Origin of the sequence: Actinomycetospora sp. CA-084318 (genome assembly GCF_050955885.1) — a bacterium.
Classification (GTDB): Bacteria; Actinomycetota; Actinomycetes; order Mycobacteriales; family Pseudonocardiaceae; genus Actinomycetospora.
This window is the reverse complement of sequence record NZ_CP192098.1, coordinates 4,061,116-4,080,962: the sequence shown is the minus strand read 5'-3', so window position 1 is coordinate 4,080,962 and position 19,847 is coordinate 4,061,116. Positions and strand designations below refer to the sequence as shown.

The 19,847-nt window shown below is 73.5% G+C and carries 18 protein-coding genes; 1 reads left to right on the top strand and 17 read right to left on the bottom strand.

The genetic code is table 11. The features are described from left to right. Positions 1-26: 26 nt before the first annotated feature. The 6 genes from ACQPYX_RS19955 to ACQPYX_RS19930 form a co-directional block, all read right to left on the bottom strand. Positions 27-1,133, bottom strand: a complete 1,107-nt coding sequence (locus tag ACQPYX_RS19955) for an NDMA-dependent alcohol dehydrogenase (protein WP_286057056.1) — start codon at positions 1,131-1,133, stop codon at positions 27-29. Between the two features lie 24 nt (positions 1,134-1,157). Further along, positions 1,158-1,568: an SCP2 sterol-binding domain-containing protein gene (locus ACQPYX_RS19950; RefSeq protein ID WP_230760749.1), complete on the bottom strand. Its 411-nt coding sequence runs from the start codon at positions 1,566-1,568 to the stop codon at positions 1,158-1,160. A gap of 173 nt (positions 1,569-1,741) precedes the next feature. Then, a complete protein-coding gene (locus ACQPYX_RS19945; RefSeq protein WP_230760746.1) occupies positions 1,742-3,043 on the bottom strand; it encodes a cytochrome P450 in 1,302 nt (433 codons plus the stop codon). A 161-nt stretch (positions 3,044-3,204) separates the two neighbouring features. Then, a complete protein-coding gene (locus ACQPYX_RS19940) occupies positions 3,205-4,347 on the bottom strand; it encodes an acyl-CoA dehydrogenase family protein (protein ID WP_433799032.1) in 1,143 nt (380 codons plus the stop codon). Further along, positions 4,347-5,504 (bottom strand): acyl-CoA dehydrogenase family protein, encoded by a 1,158-nt coding sequence (locus ACQPYX_RS19935; protein ID WP_433799031.1) that lies wholly within the window; start codon positions 5,502-5,504, stop codon positions 4,347-4,349. The genes ACQPYX_RS19940 and ACQPYX_RS19935 overlap by 1 nt, the downstream gene beginning before the upstream one ends. After that, the gene (locus ACQPYX_RS19930) at positions 5,501-6,742 is read right to left on the bottom strand and encodes a cytochrome P450 (RefSeq protein ID WP_433799030.1); all 1,242 of its coding nucleotides are present in this window, start codon (positions 6,740-6,742) and stop codon (positions 5,501-5,503) included. Before ACQPYX_RS19930 ends, ACQPYX_RS19935 begins: the two co-directional genes overlap by 4 nt. A 217-nt stretch (positions 6,743-6,959) precedes the next feature. On the opposite strand from ACQPYX_RS19930, the gene ACQPYX_RS19925 reads away from it, so the two are divergent. Continuing rightward, complete coding sequence (locus ACQPYX_RS19925; protein WP_230760738.1) at positions 6,960-7,550, top strand: TetR family transcriptional regulator; 591 nt, start codon at positions 6,960-6,962, stop codon at positions 7,548-7,550. 210 nt (positions 7,551-7,760) lie between these two features. Here ACQPYX_RS19925 and ACQPYX_RS19920 read toward each other — a convergent pair whose 3' ends face one another. From ACQPYX_RS19920 to ACQPYX_RS19870, 11 genes are all read right to left on the bottom strand, one after another. Further along, on the bottom strand, positions 7,761-8,705 hold the full coding sequence (locus tag ACQPYX_RS19920) for an aminotransferase class V-fold PLP-dependent enzyme (RefSeq protein ID WP_433799029.1): 945 nt from the start codon (positions 8,703-8,705) through the stop codon (positions 7,761-7,763). 10 nt (positions 8,706-8,715) lie between these two features. Next, a complete protein-coding gene (locus tag ACQPYX_RS19915) occupies positions 8,716-9,588 on the bottom strand; it encodes a class I SAM-dependent methyltransferase (protein ID WP_433799028.1) in 873 nt (290 codons plus the stop codon). 55 nt (positions 9,589-9,643) lie between these two features. Beyond that, entirely contained in the window at positions 9,644-11,053 is a 1,410-nt protein-coding gene (locus ACQPYX_RS19910; RefSeq protein ID WP_433799027.1) for an NADH-quinone oxidoreductase subunit N, read from the bottom strand. Next, positions 11,050-12,585 (bottom strand): complex I subunit 4 family protein, encoded by a 1,536-nt coding sequence (locus tag ACQPYX_RS19905; protein ID WP_433799026.1) that lies wholly within the window; start codon positions 12,583-12,585, stop codon positions 11,050-11,052. The genes ACQPYX_RS19910 and ACQPYX_RS19905 overlap by 4 nt, the downstream gene beginning before the upstream one ends. Next, on the bottom strand, positions 12,585-14,462 hold the full coding sequence (locus ACQPYX_RS19900; RefSeq protein WP_433799025.1) for a proton-conducting transporter transmembrane domain-containing protein: 1,878 nt from the start codon (positions 14,460-14,462) through the stop codon (positions 12,585-12,587). Before ACQPYX_RS19900 ends, ACQPYX_RS19905 begins: the two co-directional genes overlap by 1 nt. Then, complete coding sequence (locus tag ACQPYX_RS19895; RefSeq protein WP_433799024.1) at positions 14,459-14,776, bottom strand: NADH-quinone oxidoreductase subunit NuoK; 318 nt, start codon at positions 14,774-14,776, stop codon at positions 14,459-14,461. Before ACQPYX_RS19895 ends, ACQPYX_RS19900 begins: the two co-directional genes overlap by 4 nt. Next, positions 14,773-15,258, bottom strand: coding sequence for an NADH-quinone oxidoreductase subunit J (locus ACQPYX_RS19890; RefSeq protein ID WP_433799023.1), 486 nt, complete (start codon positions 15,256-15,258; stop codon positions 14,773-14,775). Before ACQPYX_RS19890 ends, ACQPYX_RS19895 begins: the two co-directional genes overlap by 4 nt. Beyond that, a complete protein-coding gene (locus tag ACQPYX_RS19885; protein WP_433799022.1) occupies positions 15,255-16,091 on the bottom strand; it encodes an NADH-quinone oxidoreductase subunit H in 837 nt (278 codons plus the stop codon). Before ACQPYX_RS19885 ends, ACQPYX_RS19890 begins: the two co-directional genes overlap by 4 nt. Before the next feature lie 70 nt (positions 16,092-16,161). Next, a complete protein-coding gene (locus ACQPYX_RS19880) occupies positions 16,162-17,244 on the bottom strand; it encodes a hypothetical protein (protein WP_433799021.1) in 1,083 nt (360 codons plus the stop codon). Next, the gene (locus tag ACQPYX_RS19875; protein ID WP_433799020.1) at positions 17,235-17,594 is read right to left on the bottom strand and encodes an NADH-quinone oxidoreductase subunit A; all 360 of its coding nucleotides are present in this window, start codon (positions 17,592-17,594) and stop codon (positions 17,235-17,237) included. The genes ACQPYX_RS19880 and ACQPYX_RS19875 overlap by 10 nt, the downstream gene beginning before the upstream one ends. Next, a complete protein-coding gene (locus ACQPYX_RS19870) occupies positions 17,591-19,783 on the bottom strand; it encodes a heavy metal translocating P-type ATPase (protein ID WP_433799019.1) in 2,193 nt (730 codons plus the stop codon). Before ACQPYX_RS19870 ends, ACQPYX_RS19875 begins: the two co-directional genes overlap by 4 nt. Positions 19,784-19,847 lie beyond the last annotated feature (64 nt).

The window sequence follows — 19,847 nt, the reverse complement described above, 5'->3', positions numbered from 1 at the left end:
GTGTCCTTCTCTCGCCGGTTCCTGGCTTAGTACCGGATGAGGCCGCGGATGTTTCGGCCTTCTCGCATGTCCTCGTAGCCCTGATTGATGTCTTCGAGGGTGTATTCCTGGGTGATGAGTTCGTCGAGTTTGAGCAGGCCGGTGTTGTAGAGCTCCAGCAGTCGCGGGACGTCGTGCTGGGCGTTGGACGACCCGTAGAGGGCGCCGCGGATTTGCTTCTCGTAGAGGGTCAGCTCGAGCAGGGACCCGGTCATGGTCTCCTCCTCCGGGTGGCCGATGGCGGTGACGACGACCCGCCCGCCCTTCCCGACCAGCGCCAGGGCCGGCGCGATGTAGGAGCCTTCGGCGACGTCGGTGGCGATGATGCAGGCCTCGGCGAGCTGCCCCCGGGTCAGTCTGCTGACGACCTCCCAGGCGGCGTCGGCCGACTCGGCGACGTGGGTGGCGCCGAACTCCATGGCGCGGTCCCGCTTGTAGGGCACCGGGTCGACCGCGACGACGTAGCGGGCCCCGGCGATGCGGGCGCCCTGGACGGCGTTCATGCCGATCCCGCCGGCGCCCAGCACCACCACGGTGTCTCCGGCCCGAACCTCCGCGGTGCGCACGGCGCTGCCGTAGCCGGTGGGGATACCGCATCCGACGACGGCGGCTTTGTCCAGGGCGGTGCCCTGGTCGACCTTCACCACCGACGCGGTGGGGACCACGGTGTACTCGGAGAACGTCCCGAGCAGGCACATCTGGCCCAGGTCCTCACCGCGGGCGTGGAATCGGTGGGTCCCGTCGAGTTGGGGTCCCATCATCAGCGCGGCCCCGAGGTCGCAGAGGTTGGTCTTGCCTCGCACGCAGTAGGAGCACCGTCCGCACGAGGGCAGGAAGGTGAGGACGACCGAGTCGCCGGGCTCGATGTCGAGGACCCCGCTGCCGACCTCGACGACCGTGCCCGCACCCTCGTGGCCGCCGACGACCGGCAGCGGGAACGGCAGGTCGCCGGTGACGAGGTGCTCATCGGAGTGGCACAAGCCGCTGGCGGCGAGTTTCACCAGCACCTCCCCGGCGCCGGGAGGGTCGAGATCGACCTCTTCGACCTCCCACTTGCCTCCGAGCTCCCAGAGCACTGCGGCCTTGGTCTTCACGGGTTCCCCTCTGCGTCTTGGGTGTCAGGCTTCGAGAAGGTCGTGGCGGCCGCGTTCGGCGACCATCGCGCGATACTCGGGAAACAGCTCCTTGGCGGTCGGGATGAGCTTGAGCAGCTTCGGGACCGGTCCCTTGGCCCGCACGGTGCCCTTCGCCATCGCCATCGCCAGGTTGACCTTGCCCAGCCAGAAGCGGTTGCCGGTGTCCGCGGTCATGTGCAGCTCCACCGTCGGGGTCGCCGTGGACGCGGACCCGGTCTCCACCGACCGCGACTCCATGTCCACGGTCACCACGGCCTCCGGATCGGTGTAATACACCCGCAGCACGACACCGGACGCGGCCAGCTTGTCGGCCAACCCGTCCTTCTTCGTCGCGACCTCGAAGATGCCGCCCAGGTACTCGTAGACCTCGGCTTCGTCAGCGAAAACACCCATAACGACAGAACCCCTCGGTCGAACCGTCGGAACTCGGAAAGCATGGTGGGAAGAGCGGTCCCATCGCCCGAACGGGAGAGGGGCACGGGACCGCCTCCTCCCCTCTCCCCCTCGAGACATCCCCTCCCTCCAGGGAGGTGGCCCTCTCTCGAAAAGGGGGGATCGGGAGACGATCAGCCCTGGCGCCAGCAGGGCAGGCGCTTGACGACGTTGAAGAAGTTGCCCGGGGTCAGTTCGGGCTCCCCGACGACGAGGTCGGGCACGCGGGTGAGCAGCTCGGTGAACAGCGCCTTGAGCTGGAACCGCGCGAGCTGGTTGCCCAGGCAGTGGTGGATGCCGCCGCCGCCGAAGCTGATGTGCGGGTTCGGGTGGCGGGAGAGATCGAACTCGTGGGGGCGCTCGATCCGGGTCTCGTCCCGGTTGGCCGAGCTGTAGAACATGACCACCTTGTCGCCCGCGGTGATCTGCTGGCCGGCCAGCTCGCAGTCGCGGGCCGCAGTGCGCCGGAAGGTCATGATCGGCGTCGCCCAGCGCACCATCTCCTCGACCGCGTCGGGCATCCGCCCCTCGAGGTCGGCCAACAACCACGAACGCTGCTCGGGGAACTCGGTCAGCCCGAGCAACCCGTGGCTGGTCGATTGCCGAGTGGTGTCGTTGCCGGCGATGGTGAGCAGCACGAAGAACGCGCCGATCTCGTGGTCGGTGAGCTGCTCCCCGTCGATCTCGGCCTGCGCGAGGGCTGTGATCAGGTCCTCGGTGGGGTGTTCCCGCCGCTGGCCGGTCAGCTCCGCGGCCAGGGTGTGCATGTAGGCCATCGCCTGGAACAGCGCGGTGAAGACCTCTTCGCGGGTCTCGCCGACGAGCTCGGGGTCGTTCCAGCTGGTCCCGACCTTCATGTGGTGGGCGGCTTCCTGCCGCTGCCCGTCGGGCACACCCATGATGTCGTTGATGTTGTGCATCGGCAGGAGCTCGGCGCACTCGGCGACGAAATCGGTCCGGCCGCCGTCGCGCTCCAACGCCTCGATCAGGTTGTCGACGACCTTCACCGCATTGGCCTGGATGCGGTCGTTGATCCGGCGCATCTGCTTGGGAGTGAAGGCGGCCGCCACCAGGCGACGCAGCTTGGTGTGCCGGGGCGGGTCCATCCCGATGATCGACTGGCCGGCTTCGACGAACTCGGCCGGCAGGTTCTCCATGAGAATGCCCGGCCCGGACAGGAAGTCCTGGTGCCGCTTGGTCACCTCCACGAGATCGTCGTAGCGGGTGACTGCCCAGAACCCGAAGTCCTGCTCGTCCTCGAGCAGCTGCTCCTGGAACGGCGGGTGCCAGGTGACCGTGCCCCGCTCGCGCAGCAGCGCGAACGTCTTCTCCCGCACGTCGGCCGAGGTCGACCAGAACGCTCGGGAGGAGATGTCCACGTCGTCGTAGGCACGGTCGGGATTGCCGCTGGCTGAGCGGGTGACGTGTTCGGTCATCGCTGACTCCCTCGTCGCGCGAACCTCGGTCGAGAGTACGACTGTCGAACAAGAATACTGGACGTGAACGGGGTCAACGTCAAGACGCAGATGCTAGGCGTGTCCATTTCTGCTTGCGCGAGTCTGGCTCGGGTGCGAGGCCGGGCAGCCCCGTGAGCGCCCTACATCCCGTGCATCGTGGCGATGACGCGCAGCATCACCTCGTCGGCGCCGCCGCCGATGGAGGTGATCCGCATGTCACGGAGGAAGCGGGCGGTCCACGTCTCCTCCATGTAGCCGATCCCGCCGTGGTACTGCAGGCAGGTGCGCGCGACGTCCTCGCAGAGCCGCCCGACGGCGAGCTTGGCGATCGTCGCGAACCGGGAGGTGTCCTCGCCCCGCTCGTAGGCCTCGGCGCAGGCGTAGTTGTAGTGCCGGCACAGGTCGACGCGGGCGTAGAGCTCGGCGAGCTGGTAGGCGAGGTACTGGTTGTCCATCAGTGTGCCGCCGAAGGCGCGGCGCTGCTTCAGGTAGTCGCGCGTGCGGTCGAGGGCGCGCTCGCAGGCCCCGACGCGGCCGTAGCAGGCGACCATCCGCTCGTTCTGGAACTGGGCCATCTGCTGCTGGAAGCCGCGACCGATCGTGCCGATCGTGTTCGCCACCGGCACCCGGACGCCGTCGAAGGCGAGCTCGGCGGTGTCCGAGCAGCGGTTGCCGAGCTTGTCGAGCGTGCGGGACACGCGCAGGCCCGGCGTGTCGGTGGGCACCACGATCTGGCTCATCCCGCGCGCCCCGCCCTCGTCGGAGGTGCGGGCGAGCAGGCACAGCCAGTCGGCCTGGACGCCGTTGGTGATGTAGAGCTTGGCGCCGTCGATGACCCAGTCGTCCCCGTCGCGGGTGGCGCGGGTGCGCAGGCCGGCGACGTCGGACCCGGCGTCGGGCTCGGTCACCGCGATCGCCGCGACCATCTCGCCGCGGATCGCCGGCGCGAGGTAGCGCGCCTTGAGGTCCTCGGAGCCGAAGCGGTGCAGCGACGGCGTCGCCATGTCGGTCTGCACCGCGATCGCCATGCCGACCCCGGCCGCGTCGCAGCGCCCGATCTCCTCGGCGAGGACCACCGCGAACCGGTGGTCGGCGCCCTGGCCGCCGTAGGCCTCGTCGTACTCGAGGCCCAGCCAGCCGAGCGCGCCGAGCTTGCCGAACAGCTCGTGGGTGGGCATTCGGCCGTCGCGTTCCCAGGCGTCGACGTACGGGTCGATCTCCCGTTCGACGAACGCCCGGACGGACTTCCGGAACGCGGTGTGCTCCTCGGTGAAGGTGACCATCAGCCGTCCAGCCCCAGTCGCGACGCGATGACCTCGTCCATGATCTCGTTCGTCCCGCCGCCGATGCCCAGGATGCGGGCGTCGCGGTAGTGCCGCTCGACCTCGACCCCGTGCAGGTAGCCCGCACCGCCGTGGAGCTGGACGGCCTGGTCGACCACCCAGTCGCACGCCTCGACGGCCTGGTTCTTGGCCATCGCGAGCTCGGTGACGACGTCGTCGCCGGCCTCCCAGCGCAGGAACACGTCACGCACGTAGACCCGGGCGACCGTCGCCCGGCGCGCCATCTGAGCGATCCGGTGCCGGACGACCTGCCGCGTCGCCAGCGGCGCCCCGAACGTCTCGCGCTGCCGCGCCCAGGCGATCGTCAGGTCGACGCAGCGCTGGGCGGTGGCGGCCGCCTGGACCGCGAGCGAGAGCCGCTCGGACCCGAACCGCTCCATGATCTGGCGGAAGCCGCTGCCCTCCGCCCCGACGAGGTTCGACGCCGGGACCCGGACCTCGTCGAGCGAGATCGTGGCGGTGTCGGAGCAGTGCCAGCCCATCTTGCGCAGCGCGGTGCGGTGCACGCCGGGGCGGGCGGTCTCGATGACCAGCAGCGAGATCCCGCGGTGGCCGGGGCCGCCGGTGCGCACCGCCGTCGTCACGAAGTCCGCGCGGGTACCGGAGGTGATGAAGGTCTTCGCTCCGGTCACCACGTAGTCGTCGCCGTCGCGCACGGCGCGGGTGGTGACGGCGGCGACGTCCGAACCGGTGCCCGGCTCGGTGATGCCGAGCGAGCCGATGAGCTCGCCGCGCAGGGTCGGGCGCACGAAGCGGTCGACCAGCTCCGGCGAGCCGTGCAGCGCGATGTGCGGTGCGGCGATGCCGTGGGTGAACAGGCTCGCGACCACCCCGCTCGACCCGCCCGCGAGGATCAGCTCCTCGGTGGCGATCGCCGAGTCGAGGTGCCCGCCCTCCCCGCCTGCGCCCTCCGGGAAGCCGAGCGCCAGCAGGCCCAGCTCCCCGGCCCGCCGGTGCAGCTCCCGCGGCATCGCGCCGGCGTCCTCCCACTCCGGCAGCGACGGGACGATCTCCCGCTCGGTGAAGCGGCGGACCAGGGCCCGCAGCTCGCGGCGTTCCTCGGTGTCCCACACGGAGTGGGTGAGCGTCGCGGTCACCGCGCCACCGCCGCCGCGGGCGAGTCAAGCGATCCGCGGCCGGGATCTTCGCGTCCTGGGCGCAGCGGAAGCTGGTCGAGTCCACGGAAGGACAGGGCGCGTCGCCATCGCGGCGGCCCTGCGGGAGTCAGGTGGGGGAAGCGGGACAGGAGCCGGGGGAACAACTCGGCGGCTTCCAGCCGGGCCAATGAGGCGCCCAGGCAGAAATGGAGGCCGCCCCCGAACGAGAGCGGTGGGGCCTCCCGCCGGCCCACGTCCAGCTCGGACGGTCGAGTGAAGACCGCAGGGTCATGATTGGCGGCGCCGAGCAGGAGCAGCACCACCTGCCCGGCGGGGATGTCCAGATCGCCGATACGGGTGTCGGCGAGAGCGGTGCGACCGTCGGTTTGCACCGGGGCGTCGAATCGCAGCAGCTCATCGACCGCGGTCGCGACCAGACCGGGGTCTCCGGCGAGGCGGTGACGTTGCTCGGGTGCCGCGAGCAGCGCGGCCAAGCCGTTGCCCACCAGGTTGGTGGTCGTCTCGAAACCGGCGGCGAAGAGCAGGATCGCCGTACCGACCATCTCGTCGTCGTCGAGGCGGTCGTCGCCGTGAGCGGTCGCGAGCCGGCTGAGCAGGTCGTCATCCGGGCGTCGTCGTTTCACCTCGAGCAGGTCGGCGAAGTAGGCCGCCAGCTCGTCCTCGGCCTCGGCGGCCTCGCGGACGGCATCGACGTCGGCGCTGGGCTCCAGCGGTGCCACCAGAGCGCGCACCCGCGGTGCGGTCGCCACCAGGTCCGATCCCGGCACGCCCAGCAGATCGCCGATCACGCCCACTGGCAGCGGCAATGCGAGGTCGGCGACCGCATCGACCTCGTCGCGACCCGCCCAGCCGTCGAGCAGCTCGTCGATGCGCGCGACGACCGACGGGCGGAGCTCCTCGACGTGGCGGGGGGTGAATACCTGCGCCACGAGGCGGCGCAGACGTCCGTGATCGGGGGGATTGCGGAACAGCATGGTGCGCCGGAAGCGCCGCAGCGCCCGGCGCTGCAGCTGCTCGGGCACGGCCGCGAGGGCGAAGCCCAGCGACTCGTCGGCCTTGCCCAGCGCACGATCCCGCAACGCCGCCGCGCAGTCCTCGTAACCGGAGAGGACGACCAGCCCGGACCCGGTCCGCAACCGCGGCGCCCGCTCCCGCAGCCACCGATACGCCTCGTAGGGCCCGGCCGCACCGTGATCGCTGAGGAGGACCTCGAGCAACCCCTGCTCCAACGCGGCGTCGGCTTCTCGGGCTGCCCCAGCGGCCGAGCTCACCGGGCGACCCAACTCTCGGCGGTGCGGTAGCCAGGGACCTGAACTCGGACGGCCCACCAGTGGACATCAGCCATAGGCGCACCATGGGCGCAGCGCCGCCACGTGTCAAGACGCACAGTCGCCTCGTGTCCAGTTCTGGACGAGATCAGTAGACTCCACAGATGTGAGGGCTCCGGACGACAGCGGACGACGACAGACCATCGAGGCCGCCTTGTCCGCTGCCGCCGAGGAAGTGGCCGCCCACGGGTGGGACGGCCTCCAGATGCAGACCGTCGCCGCTCGCGTCGGCGTCAGCCGCCAGACCCTCTACAACGCGTTCACCAACAAGCACGGACTCGCCCAGGCCCTCGTCCTACGACTCACCGAACAGTTCCTCGCCGGTGTCGAGGACGCCCTCACCCAAGCCGACGACGTCATCGGGCAATGGCGCGCGGCCGTGCTCTACACCCTCGAAACAGCCGCAGCCGACCCACTGCTCAAGGCCGTCCTCACCGCCGAAGGCCGCGACGAACTGCTACCCCTGCTCACCAGCGACGCCGGCCCGGTCATCAACGCCGCCCGCCAACGACTCGCCGGAGCAATCCTGACCGCGCGCCCCGACGTCGACCCGGACACCGCCCGCCACGCGGCCGAGACGGCCACACGACTGGCCATCAGCCACATCGTCCTCCCGCTCCACCCCAACGACGAGGTCGCCACACTCATCGCGACCATCGTCGACCGCTTCATCGGATCGCCAACAACGCTCGAGTAGGCAGATGAAGTATCGAACCGCAAATATCCAGAGGCTGCGTGCGTGGCGAGTCCAGAAGCGGCCGCAAGAAGGCTTGAGCAGCTCATGGCCCCCGCGAACACCGCGATTCTGAGGGCGACTCCGAGGACAGGACGGTCCTCCTCTATCACCGCCCGGAGCCGCCAGGACACCGGGCAGTGCACCTGACTCCGCGAATTAGTGCAGTCGTCTTCAGCAAGTGACAGCGCCCACCCGGGCGGCGCACCGCACCCCGGCGTCGAGCAGCCGCTGCGGGTCGCCCGGGATCGACACGATCGCCGACCCGGTCTCCGGCAGGTCGAGGCCGGCCCGCAGCCGCGCCGCGAGCCCGACCCCGTGGGCGTGCACGGCGGTCCGGTCCAGCCCGGCGAGCCAGGGGAGCGCGACGGCCGCACCGGCGAACGACGACCAGGCGGGGGAGACGTCCAGCCGCCGGGCGGTGCCGGCGAGCCGCAGCGGCAGGCCGTACACGGCGCTCCACCGGTCCTCGCCCGCGTACCAGCCGGCCGCGCTCGGCGTCACCCGGTCCACCGCCCGGTCGGAGAACGCGCCCCACGCGCACCCGCGCGGCGAGAGCAGCCACTTGTACCCACCCGCGACGACGACGTCGGCCCACGACAGGTCCGCCGGCAGCCACCCCAGCGACTGCGTCGCGTCGAGGACGACGAACGCGCCCGACGCCCGCACGGCGTCGAGGTCGACCAGCGCGCCGTCGGCGGACTGGGCGACGCTCACCGCCACCACGTCGTGCTCGGCCGCCCGCGCCCCGACGGTGTCGACCGGGACCTCGGTGACGTCGTGCCCGCACGCGGCGAACGGGAAGCTCACGCTGGTGAACTCCCCGGTCGCGGTGAGCACCCGGGTCCCGGCCGGGAACGACGCCGCGACCGGTCCCAGCAGCCCGGAGACGACGGACCCGACCGCGACGGCCGTCGTCGGGAAGCCGGTGAGGGCCGCGAAGGCAGCGCGCGTGACGTCCACCGGCCCGTCCATGGCGGGCGCGGAGATGCCGCCGGTGGCCCAGTCGTCGGTCCACGCGCGGACCGCGTCGACGACGTGGCGGGGCGGGACGCCGACCGACGGCGTGTTCAGGTACCCGGGCCCGACGTCGAACCGGGCGCCGAAGGCGGTGATCACGCACGCGACGCTAGCCCGACGACGGTCCCCGGGCGCCTGGCACCCGCGCGGCATTGGCAGGTCCCGGCGCCACCGCCTGCAGGGTGTAGCTCAGCGGGAGCCGCTCGGGGTGCTCGACGAGCCGGAACTCGCCGTCGTCGTCGCGGCGCATCCGCCCCGGCAGCGCCTCCCAGGGCACGCTGCGGTGCTCCTCGAAGCCGGTGATGCGCAGGCCGCGGGTGAGCAGCGCCGTCATCAGCTCGCCGAGCCCGTGCGCCCACTCGTGCGTGGTCGTGGCGGTGAGCCTGCCCTCGGCGGCGACGTAGGTGGTGTCGTCGTCGAACACGAGCGGCTCGGGCGTCTCGAACCACGGGTAGCCGACGACGAGGGGCCCCGGCACGGTCTCGTCGATCGCCCCGAGGGCCGGGTGCATCTCGCGCAGGAGGAGTCGCCCGCCGGGCGCGAGCAGGGCGGTGACGACGTCGGCCCACCGCTCGATGCTCGGCAGCCAGTTCAGCGCCCCGATCCCGGTGTAGACGAGGTCGAACGTGCGGCCCGACAGGGCCTCCGGGGCGGTGTACACGTCGCTGACCAGGTACTCGATCGGCACGCCGGCCCGGTCGGCGATGGTTCGGGCGTGCTCCACGGACACGGGGGAGAGGTCCACCCCGACGACGTCCGCCCCGAGCCGGGCGAGCGAGAGCGTGTCGGTGCCGATGTGGCACTGCAGATGCACGCCGCGCAGGCCGGTGAGGTCGCCGAGCCGCGAGCGGTCGAAGGCGACCACGTCGGAGATCGCCGTGGGGTCGGCGACGAGCCGGTCCACCGCGTAGTCGGGGCTCGTGACGTGCAGGGCCGCGCGCTCGTCCCAGTTGGCGCGGTTCAGGGTCAGATGGTCGTCCACGGGCGGTGACGATGTGGCTTTCCTGCCACTGGATGCAAGCAACGACGCTTCGCTGTCACACAGCAGGAACGAGAGCGAGCGCCACCGACCCCACGACCGACACCACCGCCAGCGTCACCGCCACCACCCGGGCGCGCGGCGCCACCGGGTCGCGCAGCACCGGGTCGCCGGCGGAGAACACGGGCGCGACCCAGCGCAGGTAGTACACGAGGCTCGCGACGGAGTTGAGCACCACGACGACGCCGAGCCACGCGGCGCCGCCGTCGAGGGCTGCGGTCAGCACGCCGAGCTTGCCGGCGAAGACGACGGTGGGCGGGGTCCCGACGAGGCCGAGCAGCCCGACCGCGAGCGCCACGGCCAGGCCGGGGTGCCGGCGGGCCAGGCCGCGCTGCTCGCCGATCTCGAGGGCCTGCGGGCGGGCGGCGAGCACCGCGAACACGGCCAGGTTGGTGACGGTGTACGCCGCGAGGTAGCCGAGCAGGGTCGGCAGCGCCAGCGCGGTCTCCCGCGCCACCGCGACCGGCACGAGCAGGTACCCGACCTGGCTGATCGTCGAGTACGCCAGCAGCCGCCGCAGCGAGGTCTGGGCGAACGCGGCGAGGTTGCCCAGCGTCATCGACGCGACGGCGAGGATCGCGACGAGCAGTGGGGTCGGGAGGCCCGGGACGGCCGTCGTCAGGCGCCACACGGCCACGAGCGCGCCGATCTTGGCGGTCGTGGTGAGCACCGCGCCGGTCACCGGGGAGGTGCCGTCGACCGCGTCCGGCACCCAGAAGTGCGCGGGGACCGCGCCGGCCGCCATCAGCAGCCCGGCCAGGACCAGGATCATCCCGACGGCGGAGGCCGGTCCGGTCAGGCCCGCCAGCGCCGGGTAGGCCGTGGCTCCCGCGAGCCCGAGCAGCAGCGTCGTGCCGGTCAGGGCGAGCAGGCCGAACAGCGCGGAGGTCAGGAAGTACTTGAGCGCCGCCTCGGTGGCGCGGCCGTCCCGCCCGAGTCCGGCCAGGGCGGCCAGCGGGAGCCCGGCGAGCAGGACCGCCGCGGCGAGCAGCAGCAGGTCGGTCGCCCCGCCCAGCAGCATCGCGCCGACGGCGGAGAGCTGGAGCAGGACGGCGAACGCGGTGTCGACGCGGGCCGTCAGCGGTGGCCCGCCGTCCTCACCGGTCGTCGGCCGTGGCCCACCGCCGACGTCCGGGTGGTCGCCGGCCAGCACGAGCGTCACGACCACGGCGCCCGCCACGACCACCCGCACGACGGTGGTCGCGAGGTCGACCAGGTACGTGCCGTCGAACGACGGCCCCTGCGGACCCACCAGGGCGGCTGCGATCGCGGCCAGCGCGAACAGCACCCCGATGCCCCGGACCGCGCCCTCCCGCCCGGGCGGCAACCACGTCCCGACGGCGAGGCCCAGCACCGCGCCCAGAGCCAGGAGGGCCTCCGGCGCGAGCACCAGGACGTCGGCGGTCACCGCGACACCAGGTCCACCACCGTCGACGCGGCGGGCGCGATCGTCGCTGTCACGAGCCCGGGCGCCAGCCCGATCACCAGCGAGGCGGCCAGGAGCAGGCCGACCGCGGCGGTCTGCGACACGCGCAGGTCGGGCGACACCGGTCGCCGGAACGCCCCGGTCCGCGGGGGCACCCGCTCGGCGGCGCGCGGGAGGTGCCGGTCGCCCAGGAGCATCGACTGCAGGGCCCGCACGAACAGCGCCGCGGTCACGGCGAGGCCGAGGGCCGCCACCGCCGCCGCGACCGGCACCGCGGCCAGCGACCCGGCGAGGATCGAGAACTCGGCGACGAACCCGGACAGCCCGGGCAGGCCCAGCGAGGCGAACGCCGCCACCGCGAACGTCCAGGAGAACCGCGGCATCGGGCCGGCGACGCCCGACCACGCCGCGATCTCCGAGGTCCCGCCCCGCTCCCGCAGCACACCGGCCAGCAGGAACAGCGCCCCGGTGATCAGGCCGTGGCTCACCATCTGCACCGTCGCGCCGGTGACCGCGAGGCCCCGGGCCTCGGGACCGGTCGTCAGGAACCCGGCGGCCCCCAGCGCGAGCAGGACGTAGCCCATGTGGTTCACCGAGGTGTAGGCGACCATGCGCTTGAGGTCGCGCTGCGCGAGGGCGACGAGCGCGCCCCAGAGCACCGAGACCACGCCGAGCACCACCGCGACCAGCGCCACCGACCGCCACGGTCCGGGCAGCAGCGGCAGCGCGATCCGGACGAAGCCGTAGGTCCCCATCTTCAGGAGCACGGCGGCCAGCACCGCCGAGCCCGCGGCGGGCGCGTCGGTGTGCGCGGGCGGCAGCCACGTGTGCACCGGCCACACCGGGGTCTTGATCGCGAGGCCGACCCCGATCGCGACGACGGCCAGGATCCCGGCGGTCCCGCCCAGGGGGCTCGCCGCGAGCGTCGGCACGTCGAACGTCAGCCGCGGACCGGACACCGCCAGCGCGAGGAAGCCGAGCAGCATGACCAGCGAGCCGACGAACGTGTAGAGGAAGAACTGCAGCGCCGACCGCGCCCGCCCGCCGGTGCCCCACCCCGCGATGACGAAGTACATCAGCACGATGGACACGTCGAAGAACACGAAGAACAGCACGAGGTCGAGCGCGACGAAGACCCCGATCGACACCGCCTCGAGCCCCAGGAACAGCAGCACGAACCCGCGGGTGCGGCGCGGGTCGGTATCCCCGTCCTGGGCCGGGTCGACGCGCAGCGAGTACAGCGCGACGGCGAGGAACACCAGCGCGGTCATCGCCACGAGCGGCGCGGACAGCCCGTCGAGCCCCACGTGGTAGCCGACCCCGAACGCCGGGATCCAGGGCACCGCGACCTCGTGCGCGTAGCCCGACCCGGTCACCGCGCCCCACGCCAGGCCCGCGAGCACCACCTCGAGCAGGGCCAGCGCGATCCACGCCCCGAGCAGCACCTCACGGCGCGTCACCGGGACGAGCAGCAGCGCCACCACCAGCGGCGCGACCCACATCGCGGTGAGCATCAGCGCACCCCCGCCGACACCACGACCACCGCCACGGCCGCCAGCACGCCGATCGCGATCACCCCCTGCGCGTAGTACTGGTGCTGCTGTCCGGTCTGCGGCCGGCGGGCCAGGTCGCCGAGCCGCCGGACACCGGCGGCGAACCGGTCGACCGCGGCGGCGATCCGGCGCTCGCCGTGCCGCTCGACCCCACGGGCGACCACCAGGACGGTCGCCACCGCCCGCGGCACCGCCGCCCCGAGCGCCGCGTCGGCCCGGTCGAGCAGCCCGGCCAGCGCCAGGACGGGCCTCTCGACGACGGCTCCGGTCAGTGCCTCGAGCCCGAGCCACCCCCGCACCCGGGCGGCGGCCCGACCCCACAGGGACGACCGCAGCCGGACCGGGCGGCTGTGCAGCGCCCAGGTGGCCGCGGCGGCGAAGAGCACGATCACCCCGGTGGTCAGGAGTTCGCCCGGGTCGGCGCCGGGGACGAGCCCGACGGCCACCCCGACGGCGCCCAGGGCCGCCGCCGGCACGGCGAGCACCGCGAGGGCGGCGGTGATGGCCACGGGCACGTGGCGCCGGGCGCGACCGGGACGCTCCGCACCGCGCCGGATCGACGGCGAGCGCACCGGCCGCCAGACGAACCACGCGGCCCGGGTCGCGGAGACCGCCGAGAGCGTCGTCGCGAGCAGCGCGGCCACGGTCAGTCCGCCGTCCCCGAACGGGATGCCGGTGAGCACCGCGTCCTTGGTCCACCACAGCGACAGCGGCGGGACCCCGGCCAGCGCGACCGCGCCGATCGTGAACGGCACCCCCACGGCCGGGTGGCGCCGGGCGGCGCCGCGCAGCGCCGGGAGGGCGCGCGTGCGCAGCACCGCGAGCCAGCCCCCGGCGGCGAGGAAGAGCAGCGCCTTGACCGCGGCGTGGGCGACGAGCAGCCCGGCCGCGCCGGCCAATGCGCCGACCCCGGCGCCCAGCACCATGAGCCCGACCTGCGAGCACGTCGAGGCCGCGAGGAGCTGCTTGAGGTCCCGCTGGCAGCACGCGATCAGCCCGAGCAGCACGGCGGTCAGCGCCCCGACCCACGCGACGGTGGTCGCGGCCCAGCCGGTCGTGGCCAGCAGCGGCGCGGAGCGCAGGAGCAGCACGGCGCCCGCGGCGACCATGGTGGCCGAGTGCAGCAGGGCCGACACCGGGCTCGGCCCGATCATCGCCCCGGACAGCCACCCGGAGAACGGGAGCTGGGCCGACTTGCCCAGGGCGGCGACGACGAGCCCGGCCGCGATCAGTGACGTCCACGCCGGGTCGGCGGTCGCGAGATCGGCGAAGGCCAGACCCGGCACGCCCGCGGCGAGCGCGGCCCCGGTGGCGACGTAGAGACCGACGTCGGCCGATCTCGTCGTCAGGAAGGCCCGTCCGGCCGCGGGACCGACCGCCGGGTCACGCCGGTCGTGGGCGATCAGCGCCCAGCTCGCGGCGCCCATCACCTCCCACGGCGCGAGCAGGGCGGGCAGCGTCGCAGCGGTGACGGTGGCCAGCATGGCGCCGAGGAACACCAGCACCGTCCCGACGAAGCGGCCCCGGCGCAGGCGTTCCTCCCCGGCGGCCGCGAGCAGGACGAGCGCGCCGACGACGGCGACCGTCACCGCCAGCACGGCGCCCAGGCCGTCGACGGCGTAGGTGAAGGTGATGCCGGGCACGAGCGGGACCACGAACAGCGCCGTCCCGACGACCGGCCGGGCGGTCGCCAGCTCCACCGCGAGGACGGCGGTTACGACGGTGGCCACGCCGCCGGCCGCGACGACGGGGGCGCCGGTCGCGCGGGGGAACGCGGTGAGCAGGACGAGGCCCGCGAGGACGGGGACGGCGAGGAGCAGCGCCAGCAGGAGGGTCATCCGGCGAGCTCCGCGGCGTCGTCGGTGAGGTCGACCTGGCGGGCCCGGTACAGCGCGAGCGCCACGGCGAAGCCCATCGCCATCTCCACGGCCATCACGGTCACGAGGACGACGATCAGCACGCTCGCGACGACCGGGGCGCCGCCGGCCCACCAGAACGCCCCCGCGGCCAGGAGCAGGCCGTTCACCACGAGCTCCAGCCCCATCATGATCATGACGACGGACTGCTGGGAGAGCGCGCCGTACAGTCCGGTGGCCACCAGGGCGGCGGCCGCGGTGAGGGCGATCCGGAGCACGAGCTCGGTCGTCGTCACCGGCGGCTCACCGCCACCGCGACCGTCCCGACGATGGTGGCCAGCAGCGCGAGCCCGAGCGCCATCATCGTCAGCATCTGCCCGCCCATGAGCGCGTCGCCGAGGGCGAGGGTCGGATCCCCGGCCGCGGCAGGACCCCTCGTCGGGAAGGGCGTTAGCCAGACCCCCGCGACGAGGAGGCCGAACACGACGAGCGCGACGGCCCAGGAGCCCCGGCGGTTGTGGACCATCGTCATCGGCATCAGACCGGCCGGGTTCATCATCAGCATGACCATGAAGACGACCATGATCATCATCTCGATGGTCATCATCAGGATCACCACGGTCCCCAGGTAGCCCAGGCCGAACCCGATGAGCACGACGGCGACGGCGACGAACGACGCGAGCAGCAGGAACGTCGCGCGCGCCATCGAGTTCACGGTGAACACCAGCAGCCCGGTGACCACGGCGACGACCCCCAGGGCGGCGACCAGCGCGATCACGCCAGCACCACCAGCGTCACGACGAGCGCCTGGGCGACGGCGAGCGGGGTGAGGACGACCCAGGCGAGGGTCGCGAACCGGGACATCCGCAGCATCGGCACGGCGCGGCGCAGGGCCAGGAGCAGTCCGAGCACGACGACGAGCTTCACCGCGAACCACAGCGCGGGCAGCCCGGGGAACGGGTCGGGGCCGGTGATCGGCGGCGGTGCGCCCCCGCCGAGGAACAGCGGCACGGCCATCGCCGCGGCCGCCGTGAGCAGCATCCAGCGGCCCGCGAGCAGGAGCAGGCGGTCGAGCCCGGCGTGCTCGGCGGCGGCGCCCCCGGCGAGGTCCCGCCCGAGTGGCGCCGCGAACGGTCCCCAGAAGGCCATCGCGGCCACCGAGAGCAGGTAGAGCAGGAAGGCCGCCGGCATCCACACGGCGTACCAGAGGTCGTGCTGGGCGGCGGCGATCGCCACGGGTGACAGCGAGCCGGCCGCGATCGCCGGGGTGATGATCGCCAGCATGTGCGGGATTTCGTAGGCGAGCCCGAGCGGTAGCACGCGGTAGCCCCCGGCGAGGCTCGTCACCGCGTTCGGGCCCCACCCGGCCACCCACACCGCGAACCAGGCCACGACCTCCATCGCGTTGAACCAGACGACGCCGACGTCGAGGTCGACCGGTGCGAGGTCGCCGAGCGGCACGACGGCGAGGGCGAGCACCGCCGCGACCGGGAGGACGGCGAGCCCGATCCGGGCGAGGCCCGGGTCGTCGGCCGGGGTGCGGCGACGCTGTTTGGCGAGCAGGCGCAGGGTCTCGACGAGCGGGGTCGCGGGCGACTCGCCGGCGGTCACGGCCTTGGCGCCCGCCGCGAGTCCGGCGACGGCGACGAGGCCGGGCGCGAGGACCGCCAGGACGACCAGCTCAGTGGTGGTGATGGGTCACCTCCGGCGGCGCGAAGGCGGCGACCGGTCCGGCGCCGAGGGTCGTGTCGGGGTCGAGCGCGGCGAGCACGAGCCGGGCGGCGCCCAGCTCGAGACCGATCACGGCCTGTACGGCCTTCTCCGCCGTGGGACGGACCGGGGGTGGGAGGCTGCCGCCGAGGGCCCCGGCGAGGTGGGCGACCCGGTCGGACAGCGTCCGCTCCTCGACCGCGCCGCCGACGAGCGGCACGTCCCGGACGGCCCACCGCAGCGGGCGGTGGCGCTGCAGGCGACGGCCGAACGCGGTGAGCTCGCCGGGTTCCGGGTCGTGGTCGCGGAGGTGGCGGGCGCGGGCGGCGAGGTGGTCGGCACCGAGGAGGCCCAGGACGCGGGTGAGGACGTCGAGCCGCGTGCGGTCGGGCCCGAGCGGCGAGCGGCCGCGGCTGCCCGGGCCGACGCTCGCCGGCACGTCCAGCACCTCGGCGCGGGCGTCGGTGACGAGGTCGCCCGCGAGGGTCAGGTGCGCCACGAGCCCGGCCGGCCAGTGGGGGAGGACCGGCCCGAGCGCCACATGCAGGGCGTCCAGGGCGAGGCCGTCGCGGTCGTAGAAGGCGAGGTCGGCCATCTGGGGCTCGGGAGGCACGTCCCGTGCCAGCAATGCGTCACTGCTTGCACTGGACGCCAGGAACTCCACATCGTCGGGCTCAGCGCGTCCCGGCTCCGACGGTGCGGCGTTGCTGTCACTGGGTGCCAGCAGTGACGCATTGCTGGCACCGGAGGTGCCCCGGCCCGCCAACCGGGCCGCCGCGTCGTCGAGCACCGACCGGAGCGCAGCGCTCGTCGGGACCGCCGCCAGCACCCGCGGCGTCGGGACGCCCGCCCACACCGAGCGCACCACCGCCGCGAGCCGCGGACCGGGCGACCCGAGCACCAGCACCACGTCGGTGTCGGCGGGCGACGACGCCGCGGGCCAGCGACGGCGGGCGAGCTCGGCCTCCACGGCGAGCCGCAGCCCGGCCTCGACGGTCGCAGGCGTGATCGTCAGGACGTGCGGGCGGCGGGCGATCAGGGACCTCAGGACCACCGGAAGGCGCCCTCCCGCCACGCGTACCCGACGCCCACCAGCAGGATTCCGAGGAACACGAACATCTCGACCGCCGCGCCCGCCCCGGACCGCGCCACGACGAGCGTCCACGGGTACATGAAGAGCATCTCCATGTCGAAGGCGAGGAAGACGAGCGCGAGGGTCGTCCACCGCACGTGCCAGCGTGACACCGCGTGCTCCACGACGGGCATCCCGCCGGCGTGCGGCGCGGCGACCAGCGGCCGCCGGACCCCGTTCGCGGTCCGGAGCACCCACGACACCGCGACGACGAGGCCGACCCCGAGCAGGGCCACCCCGCCGACGACGGCCAGGGCGAGGAAGCCGCTCACCGGAACCGTCGCAGGCGCAGGCTGTTGCCCACCACGAACACGCTGGAGAACGCCATCGCCGCCCCCGCGACCATCGGGTTGAGCAGGCCCACCGCCGCCAAGGGGATCGCGGCGACGTTGTAGGCGAAGGCCCAGAACAGGTTGCCCCTGATCGTCGCGAGCGTGCGGCGGGCGAGCCGCAGCGCGTCCGGCACCGCACGCAGGTCCTCGCGGACCAGGGTCACGTCGCCCGCCTCGATCGCGACGTCGGTGCCGGTGCCCATCGCCAACCCGAGGTCGGCCCGGGCGAGGGCCGCGGCGTCGTTCACGCCGTCGCCGACCATGGCGACCGCGTGCCCCTGCGCCTGCAACGCGGCCACGACGTCGGCCTTCTCCTCGGGCAGCACGCCGGCCCGGACGTCGTCGATGCCCACGCCCGCCGCCACCGCCCGGGCGGCGGCCTCGTGGTCGCCGGTCAGCAGGACCGGGCGCACGCCCAACGCGCGGAGCTCGCGCACCGCGTCGGCGGAGGTCTCGCGGACGGTGTCGGCCACGGCGAGGACGGCGCGCGCCGCGCCGTCCCACCCGACGACGACGGCCGTGGCCCCGTCGGCCTGCGCGGCCTCGAACTCCGCGGTCAGCGCGGGGGAGAGCGGCATCCCGCGCTCGGCGAGCAGCGCGGGCCGGCCGACGAGCACCTCGGTACCGTCCACCGTCCCGCTCACCCCCAGCCCGTCGATCGTCCGTGCGTCGGTCGCCGTCGGGAGCGCGCCGCGGGCCCGGCCCGCGTCCGCGATCGCCCGGGCGATCGGGTGTGTGGATCCGTCCTCGACCGCCGCGGCGTACCGCAGGGCGGTGTCCGGAGCGTCCCCCACCAGCCGCATCCGTCCGGTGGTCAGGGTGCCGGTCTTGTCGAGCACCACGGTGTCGACGCGCCGGGTGGACTCCAACACCTCCGGGCCACGCAGCAGGATGCCGAGCTGGGCACCGCGGCCGGTGCCGACCATCAGTGCGGTGGGCGTGGCCAGCCCGAGGGCACACGGGCAGGCGATGATGAGCACGGCGACGGCGGCGGTGAAGGCGCCGCTCAGGTCGCCCGCGAGCAGGAGCCAGGCCACGAAGGTGAGCACGGCGACCGCGACCACGACGGGCACGAACACGCCCGACACCCGGTCGGCCAGCCGCTGGACGTCGGCCTTGCCGTTCTGCGCCTCGGCCACCCGGCGGGCGATCCGGGCGAGCTGGGTGTCCGCGCCGACCTTCGTCGCCCGCACCACCAGCCGCGAGCCGACGGCGACGCAGCCGCCGACCACCTCGGACGCGGGGGACACCTCGACCGGCACCGACTCGCCGGTCACCGTGCTCGCGTCGACCGCGCCGACCCCGGAGACGACGACCCCGTCGGTCGCGACGCGCTCCCCGGGCCGGACCACGAACTCGTCGCCCACGACGAGCCGCTCCACCGGGACGCGGGTCTCCGTCCCGTCGACGAGCAGGGCGGCGTCCTTCGCGCCGAGGTCGAGCAGGGCCCGCAGCGCAGCGCCCGCCCGGCGCTTGGCGCGGGCCTCGAAGAAGCGGCCGGCGAGCACGAACGTCGTCACGGCGGCCGCGGTCTCGAGGTAGATCGCGTCGCCGGGATCGGCGGTGAAGGAGAACTCGTGGGTCATGCCCGGCATGCCGGCGTCGCCGAACAGCAGGGCCCAGACCGACCACAGCAGGGCGGCGAGCGTGCCCAGCGAGATGAGCGTGTCCATCGTCGCGGTGCCGTGGCGCAGGTTGACCGCGGCCGCCCGGTGGAAGCGCCAGCCTCCCCACACGACGACGGGCGCGGCGAGGACCAGCGAGATCCACTGCCAGTCGACGAACTGCCACGCCGGGACCATCGCGAGGGCGACGACCGGCACGGTGAGCGCGGCGCTGACGAGCACGCGGTGGCGGAGCTCGTCGGCCTCGGTGTCCCCGTCCTCGTCGTCCGGGGTCGACGCCGGCGGTGCCGCGCCGTAGCCGAGCTTCTCGACCGTCTCGACCAGCGTCTCCGTCGTGACCCTTGGGGGGTGTTCGACGTGCGCGTTCCCGGTCGCGTAATTGACGCTGGCGGTGACGTCCCCGAGCCGGTTGAGCTTCTTCTCGATCCGCATCGCGCACGACGCACAGGTCATGCCGGAGATGGCGAGCTCGGTGCTCGTGCGCGGGTCGGTCGTGGTCGCCATGGTCGTAGTGATACCCCCGAGGGGTATGGACGTCAAACGGGAGCGGCATACCCCGCCCGGGTAT

Excerpts from the sequence above, each read along its gene's own strand:
- ACQPYX_RS19905 (WP_433799026.1), bottom strand. The coding sequence starts at position 12,585 with ATGCTCACCGCGATGTGGGTCGCGCCGCTGGTGGTGGCGCTGCTGCTC.
- ACQPYX_RS19950 (WP_230760749.1), bottom strand. The coding sequence starts at position 1,568 with ATGGGTGTTTTCGCTGACGAAGCCGAGGTCTACGAGTACCTGGGCGGC.
- ACQPYX_RS19945 (WP_230760746.1), bottom strand. The coding sequence starts at position 3,043 with ATGACCGAACACGTCACCCGCTCAGCCAGCGGCAATCCCGACCGTGCC.
- ACQPYX_RS19870 (WP_433799019.1), bottom strand. The coding sequence starts at position 19,783 with ATGGCGACCACGACCGACCCGCGCACGAGCACCGAGCTCGCCATCTCC.
- ACQPYX_RS19900 (WP_433799025.1), bottom strand. The coding sequence starts at position 14,462 with ATGACCCTCCTGCTGGCGCTGCTCCTCGCCGTCCCCGTCCTCGCGGGC.
- ACQPYX_RS19940 (WP_433799032.1), bottom strand. The coding sequence starts at position 4,347 with ATGGTCACCTTCACCGAGGAGCACACCGCGTTCCGGAAGTCCGTCCGG.